The 18,783-nt window shown below is 62.7% G+C and carries 14 protein-coding genes; 12 read left to right on the top strand and 2 right to left on the bottom strand.

Annotated features, from left to right (window positions below):
• Positions 1 to 47: 47 nt before the first annotated feature.
• From ACN6NG_RS26055 to ACN6NG_RS26105, 11 genes are all read left to right on the top strand, one after another.
• A complete protein-coding gene (locus tag ACN6NG_RS26055) occupies positions 48 to 224 on the top strand; it encodes a hypothetical protein (RefSeq protein WP_003250005.1) in 177 nt (58 codons plus the stop codon).
• Positions 208 to 3,183: a sensor histidine kinase gene (locus ACN6NG_RS26060; protein WP_169725163.1), complete on the top strand. Its 2,976-nt coding sequence runs from the start codon at positions 208 to 210 to the stop codon at positions 3,181 to 3,183. Before ACN6NG_RS26055 ends, ACN6NG_RS26060 begins: the two co-directional genes overlap by 17 nt.
• Positions 3,184 to 3,187: 4 nt before the next feature.
• Positions 3,188 to 4,630, top strand: a complete 1,443-nt coding sequence (locus tag ACN6NG_RS26065) for a sigma-54-dependent transcriptional regulator (RefSeq protein ID WP_353457074.1) — start codon at positions 3,188 to 3,190, stop codon at positions 4,628 to 4,630.
• A 768-nt stretch (positions 4,631 to 5,398) separates the two neighbouring features.
• Positions 5,399 to 6,787 carry a polynucleotide adenylyltransferase PcnB gene (locus ACN6NG_RS26070; RefSeq protein ID WP_016501622.1) on the top strand — a complete coding sequence of 463 codons (1,389 nt, stop codon included), beginning with the start codon at positions 5,399 to 5,401 and terminating at the stop codon, positions 6,785 to 6,787.
• The gene (gene folK / locus ACN6NG_RS26075) at positions 6,784 to 7,263 is read left to right on the top strand and encodes a 2-amino-4-hydroxy-6-hydroxymethyldihydropteridine diphosphokinase (RefSeq protein WP_474316912.1); all 480 of its coding nucleotides are present in this window, start codon (positions 6,784 to 6,786) and stop codon (positions 7,261 to 7,263) included. Before ACN6NG_RS26070 ends, folK begins: the two co-directional genes overlap by 4 nt.
• Before the next feature lie 262 nt (positions 7,264 to 7,525).
• Positions 7,526 to 8,326, top strand: a complete 801-nt coding sequence (panB, locus tag ACN6NG_RS26080; RefSeq protein ID WP_019470466.1) for a 3-methyl-2-oxobutanoate hydroxymethyltransferase — start codon at positions 7,526 to 7,528, stop codon at positions 8,324 to 8,326.
• Entirely contained in the window at positions 8,323 to 9,186 is an 864-nt protein-coding gene (gene panC, locus ACN6NG_RS26085; protein ID WP_016501625.1) for a pantoate--beta-alanine ligase, read from the top strand. The genes panB and panC overlap by 4 nt, the downstream gene beginning before the upstream one ends.
• 177 nt (positions 9,187 to 9,363) lie before the next feature.
• Complete coding sequence (gene pgi / locus ACN6NG_RS26090; protein ID WP_169725164.1) at positions 9,364 to 11,028, top strand: glucose-6-phosphate isomerase; 1,665 nt, start codon at positions 9,364 to 9,366, stop codon at positions 11,026 to 11,028.
• A gap of 198 nt (positions 11,029 to 11,226) precedes the next feature.
• Complete coding sequence (acs, locus tag ACN6NG_RS26095; protein ID WP_474316916.1) at positions 11,227 to 13,161, top strand: acetate--CoA ligase; 1,935 nt, start codon at positions 11,227 to 11,229, stop codon at positions 13,159 to 13,161.
• Between the two features lie 42 nt (positions 13,162 to 13,203).
• A complete protein-coding gene (locus tag ACN6NG_RS26100; RefSeq protein WP_353457067.1) occupies positions 13,204 to 14,073 on the top strand; it encodes an oxygenase MpaB family protein in 870 nt (289 codons plus the stop codon).
• Positions 14,074 to 14,151: 78 nt separating this feature from the next.
• Positions 14,152 to 17,088 carry a DUF748 domain-containing protein gene (locus ACN6NG_RS26105; RefSeq protein WP_474316919.1) on the top strand — a complete coding sequence of 979 codons (2,937 nt, stop codon included), beginning with the start codon at positions 14,152 to 14,154 and terminating at the stop codon, positions 17,086 to 17,088.
• 135 nt (positions 17,089 to 17,223) lie between these two features.
• On the opposite strand, the gene ACN6NG_RS26110 is transcribed toward ACN6NG_RS26105, so the two are convergent.
• Positions 17,224 to 17,637, bottom strand: a complete 414-nt coding sequence (locus tag ACN6NG_RS26110) for a VOC family protein (RefSeq protein WP_010955354.1) — start codon at positions 17,635 to 17,637, stop codon at positions 17,224 to 17,226.
• Between the two features lie 60 nt (positions 17,638 to 17,697).
• On the opposite strand from ACN6NG_RS26110, the gene ACN6NG_RS26115 reads away from it, so the two are divergent.
• A complete protein-coding gene (locus ACN6NG_RS26115) occupies positions 17,698 to 18,000 on the top strand; it encodes a heme-binding protein (protein ID WP_049277401.1) in 303 nt (100 codons plus the stop codon).
• Positions 18,001 to 18,078: 78 nt separating this feature from the next.
• Here the strand turns inward: ACN6NG_RS26115 and ACN6NG_RS26120 are convergent, their stop codons facing one another.
• Positions 18,079 to 18,429: a BON domain-containing protein gene (locus ACN6NG_RS26120; RefSeq protein WP_063422843.1), complete on the bottom strand. Its 351-nt coding sequence runs from the start codon at positions 18,427 to 18,429 to the stop codon at positions 18,079 to 18,081.
• Between the last annotated feature and the right edge of the window lie 354 nt (positions 18,430 to 18,783).

Raw genomic sequence — 18,783 nt, forward strand, 5'->3', positions numbered from 1 at the left:
CGCCAATAATAAGTCCAAGCCCGCAGCGCCCAACCATCGAGGCCAGCATGTACATCTATCGTTTGGTCCTGCTTCTGGTCGTGGGGATCTACCTGTTCTCCCCGGCCATCATGGACTGGTGGATCGAACCGACCGGAGCCTGGTACCGCCCCTACCTGCTCTGGCTGATCCTGATCGTCGTCACCTTCATCCTGCAGAGCCAACGAGATGCCGATGAGCTTTAGCCTGACCCAGATGATCCTGATCAGCGCCGGGTACCTCATGGTGCTGTTTGGCGTGGCCTGGATCAGCGAGCGGGGATTGATCCCGCGTTCGATCATTCGCCACCCGCTCACCTACACCCTGTCGCTGGGCGTGTACGCCAGTGCCTGGGCCTTCTATGGCTCGGTAGGCCTGGCCTACCAGTATGGCTACGGCTTCCTTGCCTGTTACCTGGGGGTGTCCGGCGCGTTCCTGCTGGCACCGGTGCTGCTGTACCCGATCCTCAAGATCACCCGCACCTACCAGCTGTCATCGCTGGCCGACCTGCTGGCGTTTCGCTTCCGCAGCACCTGGGCCGGGGCACTCACCACCATCATCATGCTGATCGGCGTGCTGCCGTTGCTGGCGTTGCAGATCCAGGCGGTGGCTGACTCGATCAGTATCCTCACCGGTGAGCCGGTCAAGGCCAGGGTGGCCTTCGCCTTCTGTACGCTGATCATCCTGTTCACCATCTTCTTCGGCTCGCGGCACATCGCCACGCGCGAAAAACACGAAGGCCTGGTGTTTGCCATCGCCTTCGAGTCGGTGATCAAGTTGCTGGCCCTGGGTGGTATCGGGCTTTACGCCCTGTACGGCGTATTCGGCGGCCCGCACGAGCTGGAAGTGTGGCTACTGCAGAACCAGACCGCCCTGGCCGCGCTGCACACCCCCCTGCAGGAAGGCCCATGGCGCACCCTGCTGCTGGTGTTCTTCGCCTCGGCCATCGTCATGCCGCACATGTACCACATGGCCTTCACCGAAAACCTCAACCCGCGCTCGCTGGTCAGTGCCAGCTGGGGCCTGCCGCTGTTCCTGCTGCTGATGAGCCTGGCCGTGCCGCTGGTGCTGTGGGCTGGCCTGCGCCTGGGCGCCACTACCAACCCCGAGTACTTCACCCTGGGCCTGGGGATTGCCGCCAACAACGAAGCATTGGCACTGCTGGCCTACGTCGGCGGTTTGTCGGCCGCCAGCGGCCTGATCATCGTCACCACCCTGGCGCTGTCGGGCATGGCCCTCAACCACCTGGTGCTGCCGCTGTACCAGCCCCCGGCCGAAGGCAATATCTACCGTTGGCTGAAGTGGACCCGCCGCGCGCTGATCGTCGCCATCATCACCGCCGGCTTCATGTTCTACCTGACCCAGAACAACCACCAGAGCCTGGCCAACCTGGGCATCGTCGCCTTCGTCGCCACCCTGCAGTTCCTGCCGGGCGTGCTGTCGGTGCTGTACTGGCCCACCGCCAACCGCCGCGGTTTCATCGCCGGGCTGCTGGCCGGCACCCTGGTGTGGATGGTGACCATGCTGCTGCCGCTGCTGGGCAATCTGCAGGGCTTCTACATCCCGCTGCTGGACATGATCTATGTGCTGGACGATACCAGCTGGCACATGGCGGCCATTGCCTCGCTGGCGGCCAACGTTTTGCTGTTCACCCTGATCTCGCTGTTCACCAACGCCAGCACAGAGGAAGTCAGCGCGGCCGAAGCCTGCGCCGTGGACAACGTACGCCGCCCGCAGCGGCGCGAGCTGCACGCCGCCTCGCCGCAGGAGTTCGCCACCCAACTGGCCAAGCCGCTGGGCGCCAAGGCTGCACAAAAGGAAGTGGAACAGGCCCTGCGTGACCTCTACCTGCCGTTCGACGAGCGTCGCCCCTACGCCTTGCGTCGCCTGCGCGACCGCATCGAGGCCAACCTGTCAGGCCTGATGGGGCCGAGCGTGGCGCAGGACATGGTCGAAACCTTCCTGCCGTACAAGTCCGGTAACGAAAACTACGTGACCGAAGACATCCACTTCATCGAAAGCCGCCTGGAAGACTATCACTCGCGCCTGACCGGCCTGGCCGCCGAGCTCGATGCCCTGCGCCGTTACCACCGCCAGACCCTGCAGGAGCTGCCCATGGGCGTCTGCTCGCTGGCCAAGGACCAGGAAATCCTGATGTGGAACAAGGCCATGGAAGAGCTGACCGGCATCGCCGCCAAGCACGTGGTCGGCTCGCGCCTGCTTACCATCGACGAACCGTGGCGGGGCCTGCTGCAAGGTTTCATCAACCTGCCCGACGAACACCTGCACAAGCAGCGCCTGGCACTGGACGGGCAGCCGCGCTGGCTGAACCTGCACAAGGCCGCCATCGACGAGCCGTTGGCCCCCGGTAACAGCGGCCTTGTGCTGCTGGTGGAAGACCTTACCGAAACACAGGCCCTGGAAGACAAGCTGGTGCACTCCGAGCGCCTGGCCAGCATCGGCCGCCTGGCCGCCGGCGTGGCCCACGAAATCGGCAACCCGATTACCGGCATCGCCTGCCTGGCGCAGAACCTGCGCGAGGAACGCGAAGGCGATGGCGAAATCATCGAGCTGTCCAGCCAGATCCTCGACCAGACCAAGCGTGTGTCGCGCATCGTCCAGTCGTTGATGAGCTTCGCCCATGCCGGCGGGAGCCACCAGAACAGCGAAGAACCGGTGTGCCTGGCCGAAGTCGCGCAGGACGCCATCGGTCTGCTGGCCTTGAACCGGCGCAATTTCGAAGTACAGTTCTTCAACCTCTGCAACCCGGATCACTGGGCCGAAGGGGACCCGCAGCGCCTGGCCCAGGTGCTGATCAACCTGCTCTCCAACGCGCGCGACGCATCAAAGCCCGGCAGCGCCGTGCGCGTGCGCAGTGAAGTCAGCGAGCACACCGTCGATCTGATCGTCGAGGATGAGGGCAGCGGGATACCGAAGAACATCATGGACCGCCTGTTTGAACCGTTCTTCACCACCAAGGACCCGGGCGAGGGAACCGGACTAGGGCTCGCTCTGGTCTATTCCATCGTGGAAGAGCATTATGGGCAAATCACCATCGACAGCCCGGCCGATATCGAACGGCAACGTGGCACCCGGATCCGCGTGACCCTGCCCCGGCATGTCGTAGCGACGTCCCCTGAAATTCGAGACCGTCGAGAGAATTGAATCAATGCCGCACATTCTGATCGTCGAAGACGAAACCATCATCCGCTCGGCCTTGCGTCGCCTGCTCGAGCGGAACCAGTACCAGGTCAGCGAAGCCGGCTCGGTGCAGGAAGCCCAGGAACGCTTCAGCATTGCCACCTTCGACCTGATCGTCAGCGACCTGCGCCTGCCAGGCGCACCCGGCACCGAGCTGATCAAGCTCGGCCAGGGCACCCCGGTGCTGATCATGACCAGCTACGCCAGCCTGCGCTCGGCGGTGGACTCGATGAAAATGGGCGCGGTGGACTACATCGCCAAGCCTTTCGACCACGACGAGATGCTGCAGGCCGTGGCGCGCATCCTGCGCGACCGGCAGAACGCCCCGGCTGCCGCATCGGCTGCCGAGCCACGCGCCACCAATGGCAAGACCGCACCGGCCGACAAAGGCAGCGCGGCTGCGGCCAATGGCGAAATCGGCATCATCGGCTCGTGTCCGCCGATGCAGGACATGTACAGCAAGATCCGCAAGGTAGCGCCTACCGACTCCAACGTACTGATCCAGGGCGAGTCGGGTACCGGTAAAGAGCTGGTGGCCCGTGCCCTGCACAACCTGTCGCGCCGGGCCAAGGCACCGATGATCTCGGTGAACTGCGCCGCCATCCCCGAGACACTGATCGAGTCCGAACTGTTCGGTCACGAAAAAGGCGCCTTCACGGGCGCCAGCGCCGGGCGTGCCGGTCTGGTAGAAGCCGCCGACGGCGGCACGCTGTTCCTCGACGAAATCGGCGAACTGCCACTGGAGGCCCAGGCCCGCCTGCTGCGCGTGCTGCAGGAAGGCGAGATTCGCCGGGTAGGTTCGGTGCAATCGCAAAAGGTCGATGTGCGCCTGATCGCCGCGACCCACCGCGACCTGAAGAACCTGGCCAAGGCCGGCCAGTTCCGCGAGGACCTTTACTACCGCCTGCACGTGATCGCGCTGAAACTGCCTGCCCTGCGCGAGCGCGGCAGCGACGTCAACGAGATCGCCAGCGCCTTCCTGGCGCGCCAGAGGGCGCGTATCGGCCGCGACGACCTGCACTTCTCGGCCGAGGCCGAGCAAGCCATTCGTCATTACAGCTGGCCGGGTAACGTGCGGGAGCTGGAGAACGCCGTGGAGCGCGCGGTGATCCTCAGCGAGAGCGCAGAAATTTCTGCCGAACTGCTGGGCATCGACATCGAGCTGAGCGACCTGGAAGAGGACGAAATCCTCAACAGCGCCCTGGTGGTGGCCAGTGCTGCCAATGCCAGCCATGAGCCGACCGAGGACCTGTCACTGGAAGACTACTTCCAGCACTTTGTGCTTGAGCACCAGGACCACATGACCGAGACCGAACTGGCACGCAAGCTTGGCGTCAGCCGCAAGTGCCTGTGGGAACGCCGCCAGCGCCTGGGCATTCCACGGCGCAAGAGCAACGCTACCAGCGAGTAATTCACCCTGCCCAGTGTTCGCCGCAGCAAGTGCGGCGCTCGATCTCACAGGCGCTGAACGGGGTGTGGCGAACACATCTGGCCCGGAAACACCCCAGGTAACACATCAGTTCCCACAAAAATCTGTTACCCAACCTTTCCGCCGTAACAGTTCCCGAGGTGTACGGTAACGAAATCGCCCCGATTTCAGCCCGCAGAATTTTGCCAAAACCGCTCAACCCCTTGATTTTGCTGGGTTTGCAAAAGTTGGCACGGCACCTGCTATATGCTTAGTACAAAAACAATAACAAGCACTGCAACCTAAAATAAGAACAAGACGAAACGGCTCACGCACAATAAAAACAAGACGGCGGAGGCGCAGCTAACTGATTCTTTTGGAGAGGATGCGTGTTTGGGGCTTGCCCCACGACCAGGCAGAGAACAACAAAAACTGCACTAAAAAGCAGCGCCTGAACTGGTTGGATCGATAGATCAACGTGACATCAGCGGCCAAAGCAATCCGTTTGCTCTTAACCCCTGGATTGGGGGTCGTCCACAAGCTTCGAGATTTGTGGACAGGGCACTCAACAAAAACAAAAAGCCCAGTAAAAAAACAATAAGAGCACGCAACGACTTCTTGGGGAGCTTAGGCTCCCCTTGTCGTTTCTACCCTTCTGGCAGCCATCCTGCTACCCGCCTACACCATTCCCCGAGTAAATGCTAGAATCCCCGCCCATCATGCGGCCATTCTCCTATTGTTGGCCGAACATTCCTTCACACAGTGCATCCCATGCTGAAGAAGCTGTTCCAGTCTTTCCGCCCGCCCGTACCGGGCCCGCACCACAGGCGCACCACGCCTGAGGTGATCAACAAGAGCCAGCACTCGCTGCAGCGCCACCAGTTCAGCCGTCACGCGGTGAACATCGTGGAACGCCTGCAGAGCGCCGGCTACCAGGCTTACCTGGTCGGTGGCTGTGTCCGCGACCTGATGCTGGGCATCACGCCGAAGGACTTCGACGTCGCCACCAGCGCCACCCCCGAACAGGTCCGTGCCGAGTTCCGTAACGCGCGCATCATTGGTCGCCGCTTCAAGCTGGTTCACGTGCATTTCGGCCGTGAGATCATCGAAGTTGCCACCTTCCGTGCCCCCCACTCGGAAGACGATCAGGGCGACAGCCACCGTTCGTCGCACAATTCCAGTGGCCGCATCCTGCGTGACAACGTGTACGGCACCTTGGAAGAAGACGCGCAACGTCGCGACTTCACCATCAATGCCCTGTACTACGATCCGGTCAGCGAGCGCATTCTCGATTACGCCAATGGTGTACACGATGTACGCAACCGCCTGCTGCGGCTGATCGGCGACCCGACCCACCGCTACCAGGAAGACCCGGTGCGCATGCTGCGCGCGGTGCGTTTCGCCGCCAAGCTGGACTTCGGTATCGAGAAGCACACGGTCCAGCCGATCCGCGAACTGGCCCCGCTGCTGCGCGAGATCCCGCCGGCACGGCTGTTCGAGGAATGCCTCAAGCTGTTCCTCTCCGGCCAAGGCGCCATCGCCTTCGAAATGCTGGTCGACCTGCAGCTGTTCGAGCCATTGTTCCCGGCCAGTGCACACGCCCTGGACGAGCGCCCGACCTACGCCCACACACTGATCAGCCAGGCGTTGCAAAACACCGACCTGCGCGTGAAGCAGGGCAAACCGGTAACCCCGGCGTTCCTGTTCGCTGCGCTGCTGTGGCCAGCCCTGCCGGCCCGTGTACTGCACCTGCAAAACCAGGGCGTGCCGCCGATCCCGGCCATGAACGGCGCGGCACACGACCTGATCGCCGAGCAATGCGCGCGCATCGCCATTCCCAAGCGCTTCACCCTGCCGATCCGCGAGATCTGGGACATGCAGGAGCGCCTGCCACGGCGCAGCGGCAAACGCGCCGACCTGCTGCTGGACAACCCACGCTTCCGCGCCGGTTACGACTTCCTGCTGCTGCGTGAAAGCGCCGGGGAAGAGACCGACGACCTCGGCCAGTGGTGGACCGACTACCAGGATGCCAACGACAGCGAGCGCCGCGAGATGATCCGCGAGCTGGGCAGCCGTGACGAAGGCACCGGTGCCGGCCCGCGCAAACGCAAACGCAGCGCCAGCAAACGCAAGCGCGGTGGCGACGAGGCGCCCGAGTGAAGACTCGCGCCTACGTCGGCCTGGGCAGCAACCTGGACGCACCTGTCGAGCAACTGCGCAGTGCCTTGCAGGCGCTGGACCAGGTCGAGCAGACCCGCTTGGTGGCGGCTTCGGCCCTGTACACCAGCGATTCGCTGCTGCCCGGTCAACCGCGTTACACCAACGCTGTCGCCGCCCTGGACACCGCATTGCCGCCACTGGCGCTGCTCGAAGCACTGCAAGCCATCGAAAACGGCCAGGGCCGCGTGCGCAAGGAGCGCTGGGGCCCGCGCACGCTGGACCTGGACATCCTGCTGTTCGGTGACCAGGTACTCGACGAGCCACGCCTTAAAGTGCCGCATTACCACATGCATGCCCGGCCTTTCGTGTTGTACCCACTGGCCGAACTGGTACCGGACGATTTCCACCTGGCCGATGGCCGCGCCCTTGCGCAACTGCTCGACGACTGCCCGTTCGTCGGCCTTGAACGCCTGTAAACCGGGCGTTCCAGCCTTGCCCGCTGGCACGGTAACGCCAGTAACACCCTGATCGTAACAATGCGGTAACAGGGTGATTGACTTCCCCCACCTCGCTCACGACTATAGGCGTCCCGTGTGGCACCAAAGTGCCGCATACCCGTATTTAGGCCCGGACGGACCTGTGCCCGAACATCACGCGCGATGATGTGCCGCTCCGGAAGATGACTACACGCGTTGAATGCAGTCGTTTTTTACAGCGCCTGAACGAGGATTTTCCGACATGCCTGAAGTAACCCTTACCACCCTCAATGGCCTCAAGGCCAAGGGTGAAAAAATCACCATGCTGACCTGCTATGACGCGACCTTCGCCAAGGCCGCCAGCCAGGCCGGCATCGAAGTGTTGCTGGTTGGCGACTCGCTGGGGATGGTCCTGCAGGGCCACGACAGCACCCTGCCGGTCACCACGGCGGACATGGCCTACCACACCGCCAGCGTCAAACGCGGCAACGACGGCGCGCTGATCCTCGCCGACCTGCCGTTCATGGCCCACGCCACCCCGGAGCAAGCCTTTGCCAACAGCGCCACGCTGATGCAGGCTGGCGCCCACATGGTCAAGATCGAAGGCGCCGCATGGCTGGCCGAAACCATCCGTCTGCTGGCTGAGCGCGGCGTGCCGGTGTGTGCGCACATGGGCCTGACTCCGCAGACCGTCAACGTGCTGGGCGGCTACAAGGTGCAAGGCCGCCAGGAAGCCCAGGCCCGCCAGATGCGCGCCGACGCCATCGCCCTGGAACAGGCCGGCGCGGCCATGCTGCTGCTCGAATGCGTGCCCAGCGAACTGGCGGCAGAGATTACCAATGCCGTGGGCATTCCGGTGATCGGCATTGGCGCCGGCAGCGCCACCGATGGCCAGGTGCTGGTACTGCACGACATGCTCGGCCTGTCGCTGACCGGCCGGGTGCCGAAGTTCGTGAAGAACTTCATGCAAGGCCAGCCTGATATCCACAGCGCCCTCGTCGCTTACGTCGAGGCGGTAAAGCAGGTCAGCTTCCCAGGTAGCGAACACGGGTTCAGTGCATGAATACAGTCAAGACCGTCCGCGAATTGCGCGCCGCCGTCGCCCGCGCTCGTGGTGAAGGCAAGCGCATCGGCTTCGTACCGACCATGGGCAACCTGCACAGCGGCCACGCGGCCCTGGTGACCAAGGCTGCGCAGCGCGCCGATTTCGTGGTGGCCAGCATCTTCGTCAACCCGCTGCAGTTTGGCGCCAACGAAGACCTCGACAAGTACCCGCGCACCCTGGCCGCCGACCAGGAGCGCCTGCTGCAGGCGGGCTGCAACCTGCTGTTCGCGCCCAGCGCCGAAGAGATGTACCCCGACGGCATGAGCGTGCAAACCCGCGTCAGTGTGCCCCACCTTTCCGAAGGCCTGTGTGGCGCCAGCCGGCCCGGGCATTTCGAAGGTGTGGCCACCGTAGTCAGCAAGCTGTTCAACATGGTCCAGCCTGACCTTGCCGTGTTCGGTGAAAAGGACTTCCAGCAGCTGGCGGTGATCCGCGCCATGGTGCGCGACCTGAACATGCCGATTCAGATCATAGGCGAGCCCACTGTGCGCGCCGAAGATGGCCTGGCGCTGTCGTCGCGCAATGGCTACCTCACGCCGGAGCAGCGTGCGATCGCGCCAGTGCTGTACCGCACGTTGCAGCACATTGCAGAGGCCATCGGCCGTGGCCAACGGGACTTTGCCGCGTTGGTCGCTGATGGGCAGGCGCAGCTGAGTGCGGCGGGGTTGCGCACGGATTATCTAGAGGTGCGCCATGCCGTGAGCCTGCGCCCGGCCGTGATCGATGACCGGGACCTGGTGGTGATTGCGGCGGCTTACCTGGGTAACACCAGGTTGATCGACAACCTTTACCTGCATGTGGAAGAGAAGACCGCGTAACGGCCTGGGGCTGCTATGCAGCCCATTCGCGGGCATGCCCGCTCCCACAGGCGCCCCCAAAATCACCCTGTCATACCCATTCCCAGCGCGTGGGCTTTGCCTATAATGATGCCAGCCTGAACCCGGCAATGACTGCCGTGTCCAAGGCATCACCACGCACCAAGGGAACCCCGCGCAATGGCGTATTACCGTACTCCCCACGATGTGACGGCCCTGCCCGCCTGGCAGGCGCTTCAGCAACACCGCGACGCCATGCAAGGCTTCAGCATGCGCGAAGCCTTCGCCGCCGATGCCCAACGCTTCGACCAGTTCTCCCTGAGCTGCTGCGGCCTGTTCCTCGACTACTCGAAAAACCTGATCACCGAACAAAGCCGCGACCTGCTGGTGAACCTGGCCAATGAAGTGGGCCTGCAAGACGCCATCAAGTCGATGTTCAGCGGCGAAATCATCAACGCCTCCGAAGGCCGCCCGGTGCTGCACACTGCCCTGCGCCGGCCCGTGGGCGACAAGCTCAGCGTCAACGGCGTGAACGTCATGCCGGAAGTACACAAGGTACTCAACCAGATCACCGAACTGGTCGGGCGCATCCACGACGGCCTGTGGCGCGGCTACAGCGAAAAGCCCATCACCGACGTGGTCAATATCGGCATCGGTGGCTCGTTCCTTGGCCCTGAGCTGGTTTCCGAGGCGCTGCTGCCCTACGCCCAGCGTGGCGTACGCTGCCACTACCTGGCCAACATCGACGGCAGCGAGTTCCACGAACTGTCGGCCAACCTGCGCGCCGAAACCACCCTGTTCATCGTCTCGTCGAAGTCGTTCAACACCCTCGAGACCCTGAAAAACGCCATGGCCGCGCGCACCTGGTACCTGGCCCAGGGCGGCTCGGAAGCCGAGCTGTACCGCCACTTCATCGCGGTTTCCAGCAACAAGGCCGCCGCCGTGGCCTTTGGTATTCGCGAAGAGAACATCTTCCCGATGTGGGACTGGGTGGGTGGGCGCTATTCGCTGTGGTCGGCCATCGGCCTGCCAATCGCCCTGGCCATCGGCACAGCCAACTTCAAGGAACTGCTGTCCGGTGCCCACACCATGGACCAGCACTTCCAGACCGCGCCGTTCGACAAGAACATGCCGGTGCTGCTGGCCCTGCTGGGCGTGTGGTATGGCAACTTCTGGGGCGCGAACAGCCACGCGATCCTGCCGTACGACCACTACCTGCGCAACATCACCAAGCACCTGCAGCAGCTGGACATGGAGTCCAACGGCAAGAGCGTGCTACAGGACGGCACCCCCGTGAAAACCGATACCGGCCCGGTGATCTGGGGCGGGGTCGGCTGTAACGGCCAGCACGCCTACCACCAGTTGTTGCACCAGGGCACCCAGCTGATTCCGGCCGACTTCATCGTACCAGTGGTGAGCTTCAACCCGGTGGCCGACCACCACCAGTGGCTGTACGCCAACTGCCTGTCGCAGAGCCAGGCGCTGATGCAGGGCAAGACCCGTGAAGAAGCCGAGGCCGAACTTCGCAGCAAAGGCCTTAACGAAGCGGACATCGCGAAGCTGGCCCCGCACAAGGTGATCCCGGGCAACCGCCCGAGCAACACCTTGGTTGTGGAGCGCATCAGCCCACGCCGCCTGGGCGCACTGGTGGCAATGTACGAGCACAAAGTGTTCGTGCAGAGCGTGATCTGGGGTATCAACGCCTTTGACCAATGGGGTGTGGAACTGGGCAAAGAGCTGGGCAAGGGTGTTTACCAACGCCTGGTCGGCACCCTGGAAGACAGCGCCGAAGACGGCTCTACCCAAGGCCTGATCAACTACTTCCGCGGCCGTCACCGCGGTTGATCCAACGCCTGTACGGGCCGCTTCGCGGGTAAACCCGCTCCCACAGGAATTGCACAGGTTTCAAGAATTGTGCGGTCCCTGTGGGAGCGGGTTCACCCGCGAAGAGGTCAGCACAGGTTGAACACCGCTCCCAGCTACACTGTCCTATCGAATAGCCGTTGCAGTCCATCGCCCCTTACAAGAGCAGGACCACCCGCCATGTTCGATATCCACAATTACCCCCAGGCCCTGGCCGTCAGCCAATCCGCCGCCCTCACCCCCGACGAATACCGTCGCCTCTACCGCCAGTCGGTCGACTACCCTGACACCTTCTGGGCCGAACAAGCCAAACGCCTGGACTGGATCAAGCCCTGGTCGAGCGTGCAGCAATGCGACCTGAACACCGGCAAAGCCCGCTGGTTCGACGGTGCACAACTGAACGTCAGCTACAACTGCATCGACCGTCACCTGGCCCAGCGCAGCGAGCAGACCGCCCTGCTGTGGGAAGGCGATGACCCGAAAGATGCAAAGACCATCACCTACCGCGAACTGTACCGTCAGGTCTGCCGCCTGGCCAACGCACTGAAAGCACGCGGGGTTAAAAAAGGCGACCGGGTATGCATCTACATGCCGATGATCCCCGAGGCTGCCTTCGCCATGCTCGCCTGCACCCGCATCGGTGCCATCCACTCGGTGGTGTTCGGCGGTTTCTCCCCCGACGCCCTGCGTGACCGAATACTCGACGCCGACTGCCGCACGGTGATCACCGCCGACGAAGGCGTGCGGGGTGGCAAGCGCATCCCGCTGAAGCAGAACGTCGACAAGGCCCTGGCCAGTTGCCCGGCAGTCAGCAGTGTATTCGTGGTGCGCCGCACCGGCGGCGATGTCAGTTGGGCCGAAGGCCGCGACCTCTGGTACCACGAGGCAACCGACAACGCCGGCGACGACTGCATCCCCGAACCGATGGAAGCCGAAGACCCGCTGTTCATCCTCTACACCTCAGGCAGCACCGGCAAACCCAAGGGCGTGCTGCACACCACCGGCGGGTACCTGTTGCAGGCGACGATGACCTTCAAGGTGGTGTTCGATTACCGCGACGGCGAGGTGTTCTGGTGCACCGCCGACGTCGGCTGGGTCACCGGCCACAGCTACATCGTCTATGGCCCGCTGGCCAATGGCGCAATCTCACTGATGTTCGAAGGCGTGCCCAGCTACCCGGACACCTCGCGCTTCTGGCAAGTGGTGGACAAGCACAAGGTGAACATCTTCTACACCGCCCCAACCGCCCTGCGTGCCCTGATGCGCGAGGGTTCTGCACCGCTACAAAGTACCTCGCGCAAAAGCCTGCGCCTGCTGGGCAGCGTCGGCGAGCCGATCAACCCCGAAGCCTGGGAATGGTATTTCGAGGAAGTCGGGCAAAAGCGCTGCCCCATCGTCGATACCTGGTGGCAGACCGAAACCGGCGGCATCATGCTCACCCCGCTTCCCGGCTCGCAGTCACTCAAGCCCGGTTGCGCCACCCAGCCCATGTTCGGCGTGCAACCGGTACTGCTGGACGAAAAAGGCAAGCTGATCGAAGGCCCCGGCGCCGGCCTGCTGGTGATCAAGGCCAGCTGGCCGGGTCAGATCCGCAGCGTCTATGGCGACCACCAGCGCATGGTCGACACCTACTTCAAGCCCATGCCCGGCTACTACTTCACCGGCGACGGTGCCCGCCGCGATGCCGATGGCGACTACTGGATCACCGGGCGCATCGACGATGTGATCAACGTGTCCGGGCACCGCATCGGCACCGCAGAGGTGGAAAGCGCGCTGGTGTTGCATGACAGCGTCGCCGAAGCAGCGGTGGTCGGTTACCCCCACGACCTCAAGGGCCAGGGCGTCTACGCCTTCGTCACGACCATGAACGGCGTGGCCCCGGACGACGCGCTCAAGGCCGAACTGCTGGCCCTGGTCAGCAAGGAAATCGGCAGTTTCGCCAAGCCCGAGCTGATCCAGTGGGCCCCGGCACTGCCCAAGACCCGCTCAGGCAAGATCATGCGGCGTATACTGCGCAAAATCGCCTGCAACGAGCTGGACAACCTGGGCGATACCTCGACCCTGGCCGACCCCAGCGTGGTACAGGGCCTGATTGATAAACGCCTCAACCAGTAACCGCCGGCCACTGTCCATGGCCGCCCAGAACCACAGGTCGCAATGGAAGCCCTTCGCCGCCGCATCGAAACCCAGGTCATGAGCCTCACCGGGCTGGCCCTCGGCCAGCTCGACCTGGAATCGCCCAAGGGCGACCCTGGCCTGTTCGGCCCGCACAGCATCAGCTGGCGGGTACATGGCGACTTCCCGAGCATGCTGGTGGGCGGCATCAGCGCACTGATGCTGCAGTTGTTGCACCCGCTGGCCCTGGCCGGTGTGTGGGACCACTCAAACTTTCGTGAAGACCTGCTCGGCCGCCTGCGCCGCACCAGCCAGTTCATTTCCGGTACCACCTTTGGTGCCACCGGCGATGCCGAGTGGCTGATCGACAAGGTGCGCACCATTCACCTGCAGGTCACCGGCATAGCACCGGACGGCCGTCCCTATGCCGCCAGCGACCCGGACCTGCTGACCTGGGTGCATGTGGCGGAGGTCAGCAGTTTCCTCGCCGCCCACCTGCGTTACCGCAACCCGCACCTGCCGCGCACCGAGCAGGATGCCTATTACAACGAAATCGCCCTGATCGCCGAACGCCTTGGCGCCCGTGACGTGCCACGTTCGTGCCAGCAGGTCGAAGACTACCTGCAACGCATGCGCGCGCAGCTGCACTGCGATACGCGCAGCCATGAGGTGATACAGATCCTGCTCGACGCCCCTGCCCCCAGCCGCCTGGCACAGCCGGTAGGCAAGCTGATGCTGCACGCCGGCATCGACCTGCTGCCGGGTTGGGCCCAGACCATGCTCGGCCTGCAGCACGGCCCCTTGCAACAGCGCCTGATCCGCCTGGGCCTGAAACGCACCGCACCTGTGCTGCGCTGGGCAATGCGCGACGGCTCGGCGCATCGGGCCAAGCGGCGCATGGGCATCGAGTGAGGGCAAATGGTCGCCCCTGCGGAACTGATTTAACGTGCCATACTCCAAGCACTCCTGCTTAGACAGACGAAGCGACACATGTACAAAGGATTGACTCGCGCCGCTGGCGCAATCGTGGCCCTCGTAGCCCTCTACAGCCTGCTCGGCTTTCTCGTTCTTCCCGGTGTCGCGCTGCGCATCGCCAACCAGCAGTTGGCCCAGTACGCGACCGTGCCGGCCCACCTCGAGCGGATCGAACTCAACCCGTTCAGCCTCGAACTGACGCTGTGGGGCCTGCAGATCGGCGAGCCCGGCAAGGAGCAGGTCGGTTTCGAGCGGTTGTACGCCAACCTCTCGCTCGACAGCCTGTGGACCAAAGCCCTGCATCTGGAAGCCGTGGAACTCGAGAAGCCACGCAACGAGGTGCTGTTCGCCAAGGACGGTACCCTGAACCTGACCAGGTTGTTCAAGCTGCCTGCCAGTGAAGCGAAACCCGACGAGCCGCCCAGCGACCCGTTCCCGCTACGTGTTGGCAGCATCAAGCTAATCGATGGCTACCTGCACTTCGAGGACCAGCGCCCCAGCGAGCCCATCGAGTTCCTCTACGACAACATGAACCTGGAGCTGAAAAACCTCAGCACCCTGCCCAACGACAATGCCGACATGACGCTGGTGGCCAACGGCCCCAACGGTGGCCGTGTCGACTGGAAAGGCACCTTGAGCCTGTCGCCGATCGCCTCCGAAGGCACCCTGAAAGTCACCGACGCCAAGATGAAGCTGTTCTGGCCCTACGTGCGCGATGCGGTGCCACTGGTGCTGGAAGACGGCGTGGTCAGCCTCGATACGCATTACAAGCTCAACCTCGCCAAACAGACCGAACTGCTGCTGGATAACGCCTCCCTGCGCATCGCGCCATTCGCCATCAAGGCACCGGACGGTCGCCCGTTGGCGCGCCTGGCCAGCCTGGAGGTGAGCGAAACCTCCGTAGACCTGGTCAAGCAACTGGTCAGCGTGGGCAAGATCCGCAGCGAAAAACTGGAAACCTGGGCGGCACTGGAAAAAGACGGCCAGCTCGACTGGCAGAAACTGTTCGCCAGCCAACCGGCCAAGGCCACGCCGAAGGAAAAGGCCGAGCCTGCCGCCGCCGAGCCTACGCCTGAAGAGAAAGCCGCCAAGGAGCCTGGCAAGCCGTGGCAAGTGCTGCTCAAGGACGTGCAATTGCGCAACTACCTGGTGCACCTGGCAGACCGCAGCCAGAAAGAGCCTGTCGCCTTGGACATCGGCCCTCTCAACGCCGACCTGCAAGGTTTCGACAGCCTCAACCAGTCGCCCTTCACGCTCAAGCTCGATACCGGCGTAGGCAAGCAAGGCAAGCTGCAGGCGGCTGGCCAGGTCAACCTGGCGCCGATATGGGCCAAGCTGGATGTGAGTACTCGCGACATCGACCTGCGCGTGGCCCAGGCCTACATCAGCCCGTTCATCCTGCTGGAGTTGCGCAGCGGCATGCTCGCCAGCGACCTCAAGGTCGACCTGAAGAACACCGCGCCGCTGGCGTTCAACGTGACCGGCAAGGCGCAGGTCAACCAGTTGCATACCCTCGACACCATCAAGAGCCGCGACTTCGTCAAATGGCAGCAGGTGAATGTCGACGGCTTGTCCTACGTGCACGGCGATGCACTGTCGATCGACAAGGTGACCCTGCTACAGCCCTATGCGCGTTTCATCATCAACGAAGACCGCACCACCAACGTCAATGACCTGCTGATCCCGCAACCGGCCGGCGCCCCGGCGAGCAGCCCGGCGAAACCGGCCTCGGCCAGCAGCGACAAGCCGCTGGGCATCCACATCGGCCAGATCGACATCAAGGACGGTTCGGCCAACTTTGCCGACCTGTCGCTCACCCCCAATTTCGCCACCGCCGTCCAGCAGCTCAACGGCCAGATCGGCACCATCGACAACCGCAAGCCGCTGCCGGCCAAGGTCGATATCAAGGGCAAGGTCGACCGCTACGCACCGGTTACCATCAAGGGTGCCCTCAACCCGTTCAACCCGCTTGCCAGCCTGGACATCGCCACCAGCTTCAAGCGCGTCGAGCTGACCACGTTGACGCCCTACTCCGGCAAATTTGCCGGTTTCCGTATCCGCAAGGGCCGGCTAAACCTCGACCTGCACTACCTGATTACCAACGGCCAACTCAAGGCCCAGAACAAGGTAGTGGTGGAGCAACTGCAACTGGGCGAGAAAGTCGACAGCCCGGACGCGGTCGACCTACCGATCCGCCTGGCAGTGGCCCTGCTGAAGGATACCGAGGGCAAGATCTCGATCGAGCTGCCGGTAACCGGCGACCTCAACAACCCACAATTCAGCGTAATGCCGATTGTCTGGCAAACCCTGCGCAACCTGGTGCTGCGCGCGGCACAGGCGCCGTTCAAGTTCATTGGCGGGTTGGTTACCGGCGGTGGCTCGGAAGACTTGGGTAACGTGGCCTTTGCCCCGGGCTCCAGCGAACTCACCGGCGATGCCCAGTCGTCACTGGACAAGCTGGCGTCGGCGCTGAAAGAGCGCCCGGAGCTGCGCCTGGAAATCGAAGGCACCAGCGCCCAGGCCAGCGACGGCCCGCTGATCGCCCAGCAGCGCCTGGAGCGTGAGTACCAGGCCACCTGGTACAAGATCCTCCAGCGCCGCGGTGAAAAAGTGCCGGCCAATGCGTCGATGCTGGTAGTCGACGACAGCGACAAGCCAGCAATGCTGGAAGGCATCTACCGCACGCGCCTGAAACAGCAACCGCCTGCCGAATGGGAGCAACTGGGCCGCGACGAACGCACCACCAAGCTACGTGAGGCAGTGATCAAGTCGTGGGCAGAAAGCACCCCACTGCTGCGTACACTGGGCCAAGAGCGGGCCAGCAGTATCAAGGATTACCTGGTGGACAAGGGCAAGCTGGAAGATGACCGGGTGTATTTCATCGATACCAGCCTGGGCCAGCCCGAGAGCGATGGCCGGGTGGTGACGCCGATGCACCTGGATGCCGAATAGTCGTTCAGACTGACACTTACCCTTGTAGGAGCAGCCTTGTGCTGCGAAGAGGCCAGAGCTGGCAAGCATTTGTATCTGCCTGTTCCGGCCTCTTCGCAGCACAAGGCTGCTCCTACAAGGGGATGTGGTTGCCTACTAGACCAACCGCTGCCCCGACACCGCCGGGTGATACAGCGGCTGCACCTTGTTCCCCGCCGGGTCCAGCAGGTGGAAGCTGCGCGCCCCGTCACCATGGTTGAATGGCCTGTCCAGCAAGGTTACGCCATGGGCCTTGAAGTACTGGTACCAGGCTTCCAGCTCCTCCACGCTGTCCACAATGAACCCGTAGTGATCCAGGGTCTGCAAACCGTTGGCCGCCCCAGCTCCACGCCCCAGCGAAAGGTTGTCGTTGCCGCAGGTGAGGTACACCAGGTCTTCATTGGCGCGGTTCAGCACTTCCATGCCCAGCACATCGACGTAGAAGCGTTCGCACTCCTCCAGGTTGGGTACCAGCAGGGCAATATGGCGCAGGCCATTCAGGCGGCCGGGACGTGCAGGCAATTCAGACATTGGCGAGGCTCCATTTTTGTATACAATTCATAATCGAATTTAAAACAAAAGGAGCGACTTGTGTATAGCCTGTTCATCAAGACCCGTGTAAAGCCCGGTTGTGCGAAGGAGTTTCTGGCAGCGATCAAGGTCAATGCCGCCGCGTCCGTTGCCAGCGAGCCGGGCTGCCTGGTGTTCGATGTGTCGCAGGACCGGGTCGACCCGGAGCTAATCTATCTGTACGAAATCTACCGCGACGATGCCGCGTATGAAGCCCATACCCAGACCGCGCACTTTCGCGACAGCCGCCCACTGGTAGAACCGCTGATCCTGGAGCAGGAATGCTTCGAGAGCGATGTAATCGCCCGCAACCCGGTGTACTGAGCGCCAAAAGCAAAGCCCCGGCACAAGGCCAGGGCTTCGGTAGAGGTGGCCAAATCCTTATGGCCGACGGGACATCCCTTATTCGGACTTCAGGCCATCAGCCGACACGGCCTGAACGCCTTTGATTTTCTTGGCGATGGCGACTGCCATCTCTTTCTGTGAATCGGTAATGGCAACATCGGACGACAGCGACACAACGCCTTTGTTGGTTTCAACCTTGATGTCGCTGCCTGGCACGCCTTTCTCGGTCATCAGGTCAGCTTTGACCTTGGTGGTGATCCAGGTATCAGAGGTAGCTTCCTTGGCTTGGGTCACCTCACCGGCCGCCAGCGTCATGGGGGCCTGGGTGGACTGTTGGGCAAATGCCGCGTTAGCCATGGTCAGGGTCAGAGCGGTAGCAGTAGCGGCAGCAATGGCGAACTTCTTCATGTGGGTCACTCCTGTTTTTTCGAAAGGTCTGCGCCTGTGTCCTGGCGGCAGGTATGAAGGTAGTTGCATGTGCTGTGCCAGCTTTGAGACTTCTATTTAACCCTTATAAATCAATTAGTTAGCACGCAGCCATCAGTTGCGTGATCGTGCATTTTGCAATCAGCGCGGTAAACCTGCATGCAAGATGCAAGTCCGCAAAAGGTTCCCGCCACCCATGAAAAAAGGGCCCCGAACAGACTGTGTGAAAACCTAGCAATCTGCCCGGCCCTTTAAGAGAATGCTCCGTATCGAAAGATACGGAGCATTTTTCGTTATGGCCTACATACAAGGAGAGTCCCGCAGTCAGACCAGCCT

This window comes from Pseudomonas sp. TSO6 (assembly GCF_056098905.1).

Coding starts and splice junctions, on each gene's coding strand:
- ACN6NG_RS26055 (WP_003250005.1), top strand. CDS start 48: ATGTACATCTATCGTTTGGTCCTGCTTCTGGTCGTGGGGATCTACCTG.
- ACN6NG_RS26060 (WP_169725163.1), top strand. CDS start 208: ATGCCGATGAGCTTTAGCCTGACCCAGATGATCCTGATCAGCGCCGGG.
- ACN6NG_RS26065 (WP_353457074.1), top strand. CDS start 3,188: ATGCCGCACATTCTGATCGTCGAAGACGAAACCATCATCCGCTCGGCC.
- ACN6NG_RS26070 (WP_016501622.1), top strand. CDS start 5,399: ATGCTGAAGAAGCTGTTCCAGTCTTTCCGCCCGCCCGTACCGGGCCCG.
- panB (WP_019470466.1), top strand. CDS start 7,526: ATGCCTGAAGTAACCCTTACCACCCTCAATGGCCTCAAGGCCAAGGGT.
- panC (WP_016501625.1), top strand. CDS start 8,323: ATGAATACAGTCAAGACCGTCCGCGAATTGCGCGCCGCCGTCGCCCGC.
- pgi (WP_169725164.1), top strand. CDS start 9,364: ATGGCGTATTACCGTACTCCCCACGATGTGACGGCCCTGCCCGCCTGG.
- acs (WP_474316916.1), top strand. CDS start 11,227: ATGTTCGATATCCACAATTACCCCCAGGCCCTGGCCGTCAGCCAATCC.
- ACN6NG_RS26100 (WP_353457067.1), top strand. CDS start 13,204: ATGGAAGCCCTTCGCCGCCGCATCGAAACCCAGGTCATGAGCCTCACC.
- ACN6NG_RS26105 (WP_474316919.1), top strand. CDS start 14,152: ATGTACAAAGGATTGACTCGCGCCGCTGGCGCAATCGTGGCCCTCGTA.
- ACN6NG_RS26110 (WP_010955354.1), bottom strand. CDS start 17,637: ATGTCTGAATTGCCTGCACGTCCCGGCCGCCTGAATGGCCTGCGCCAT.
- ACN6NG_RS26120 (WP_063422843.1), bottom strand. CDS start 18,429: ATGAAGAAGTTCGCCATTGCTGCCGCTACTGCTACCGCTCTGACCCTG.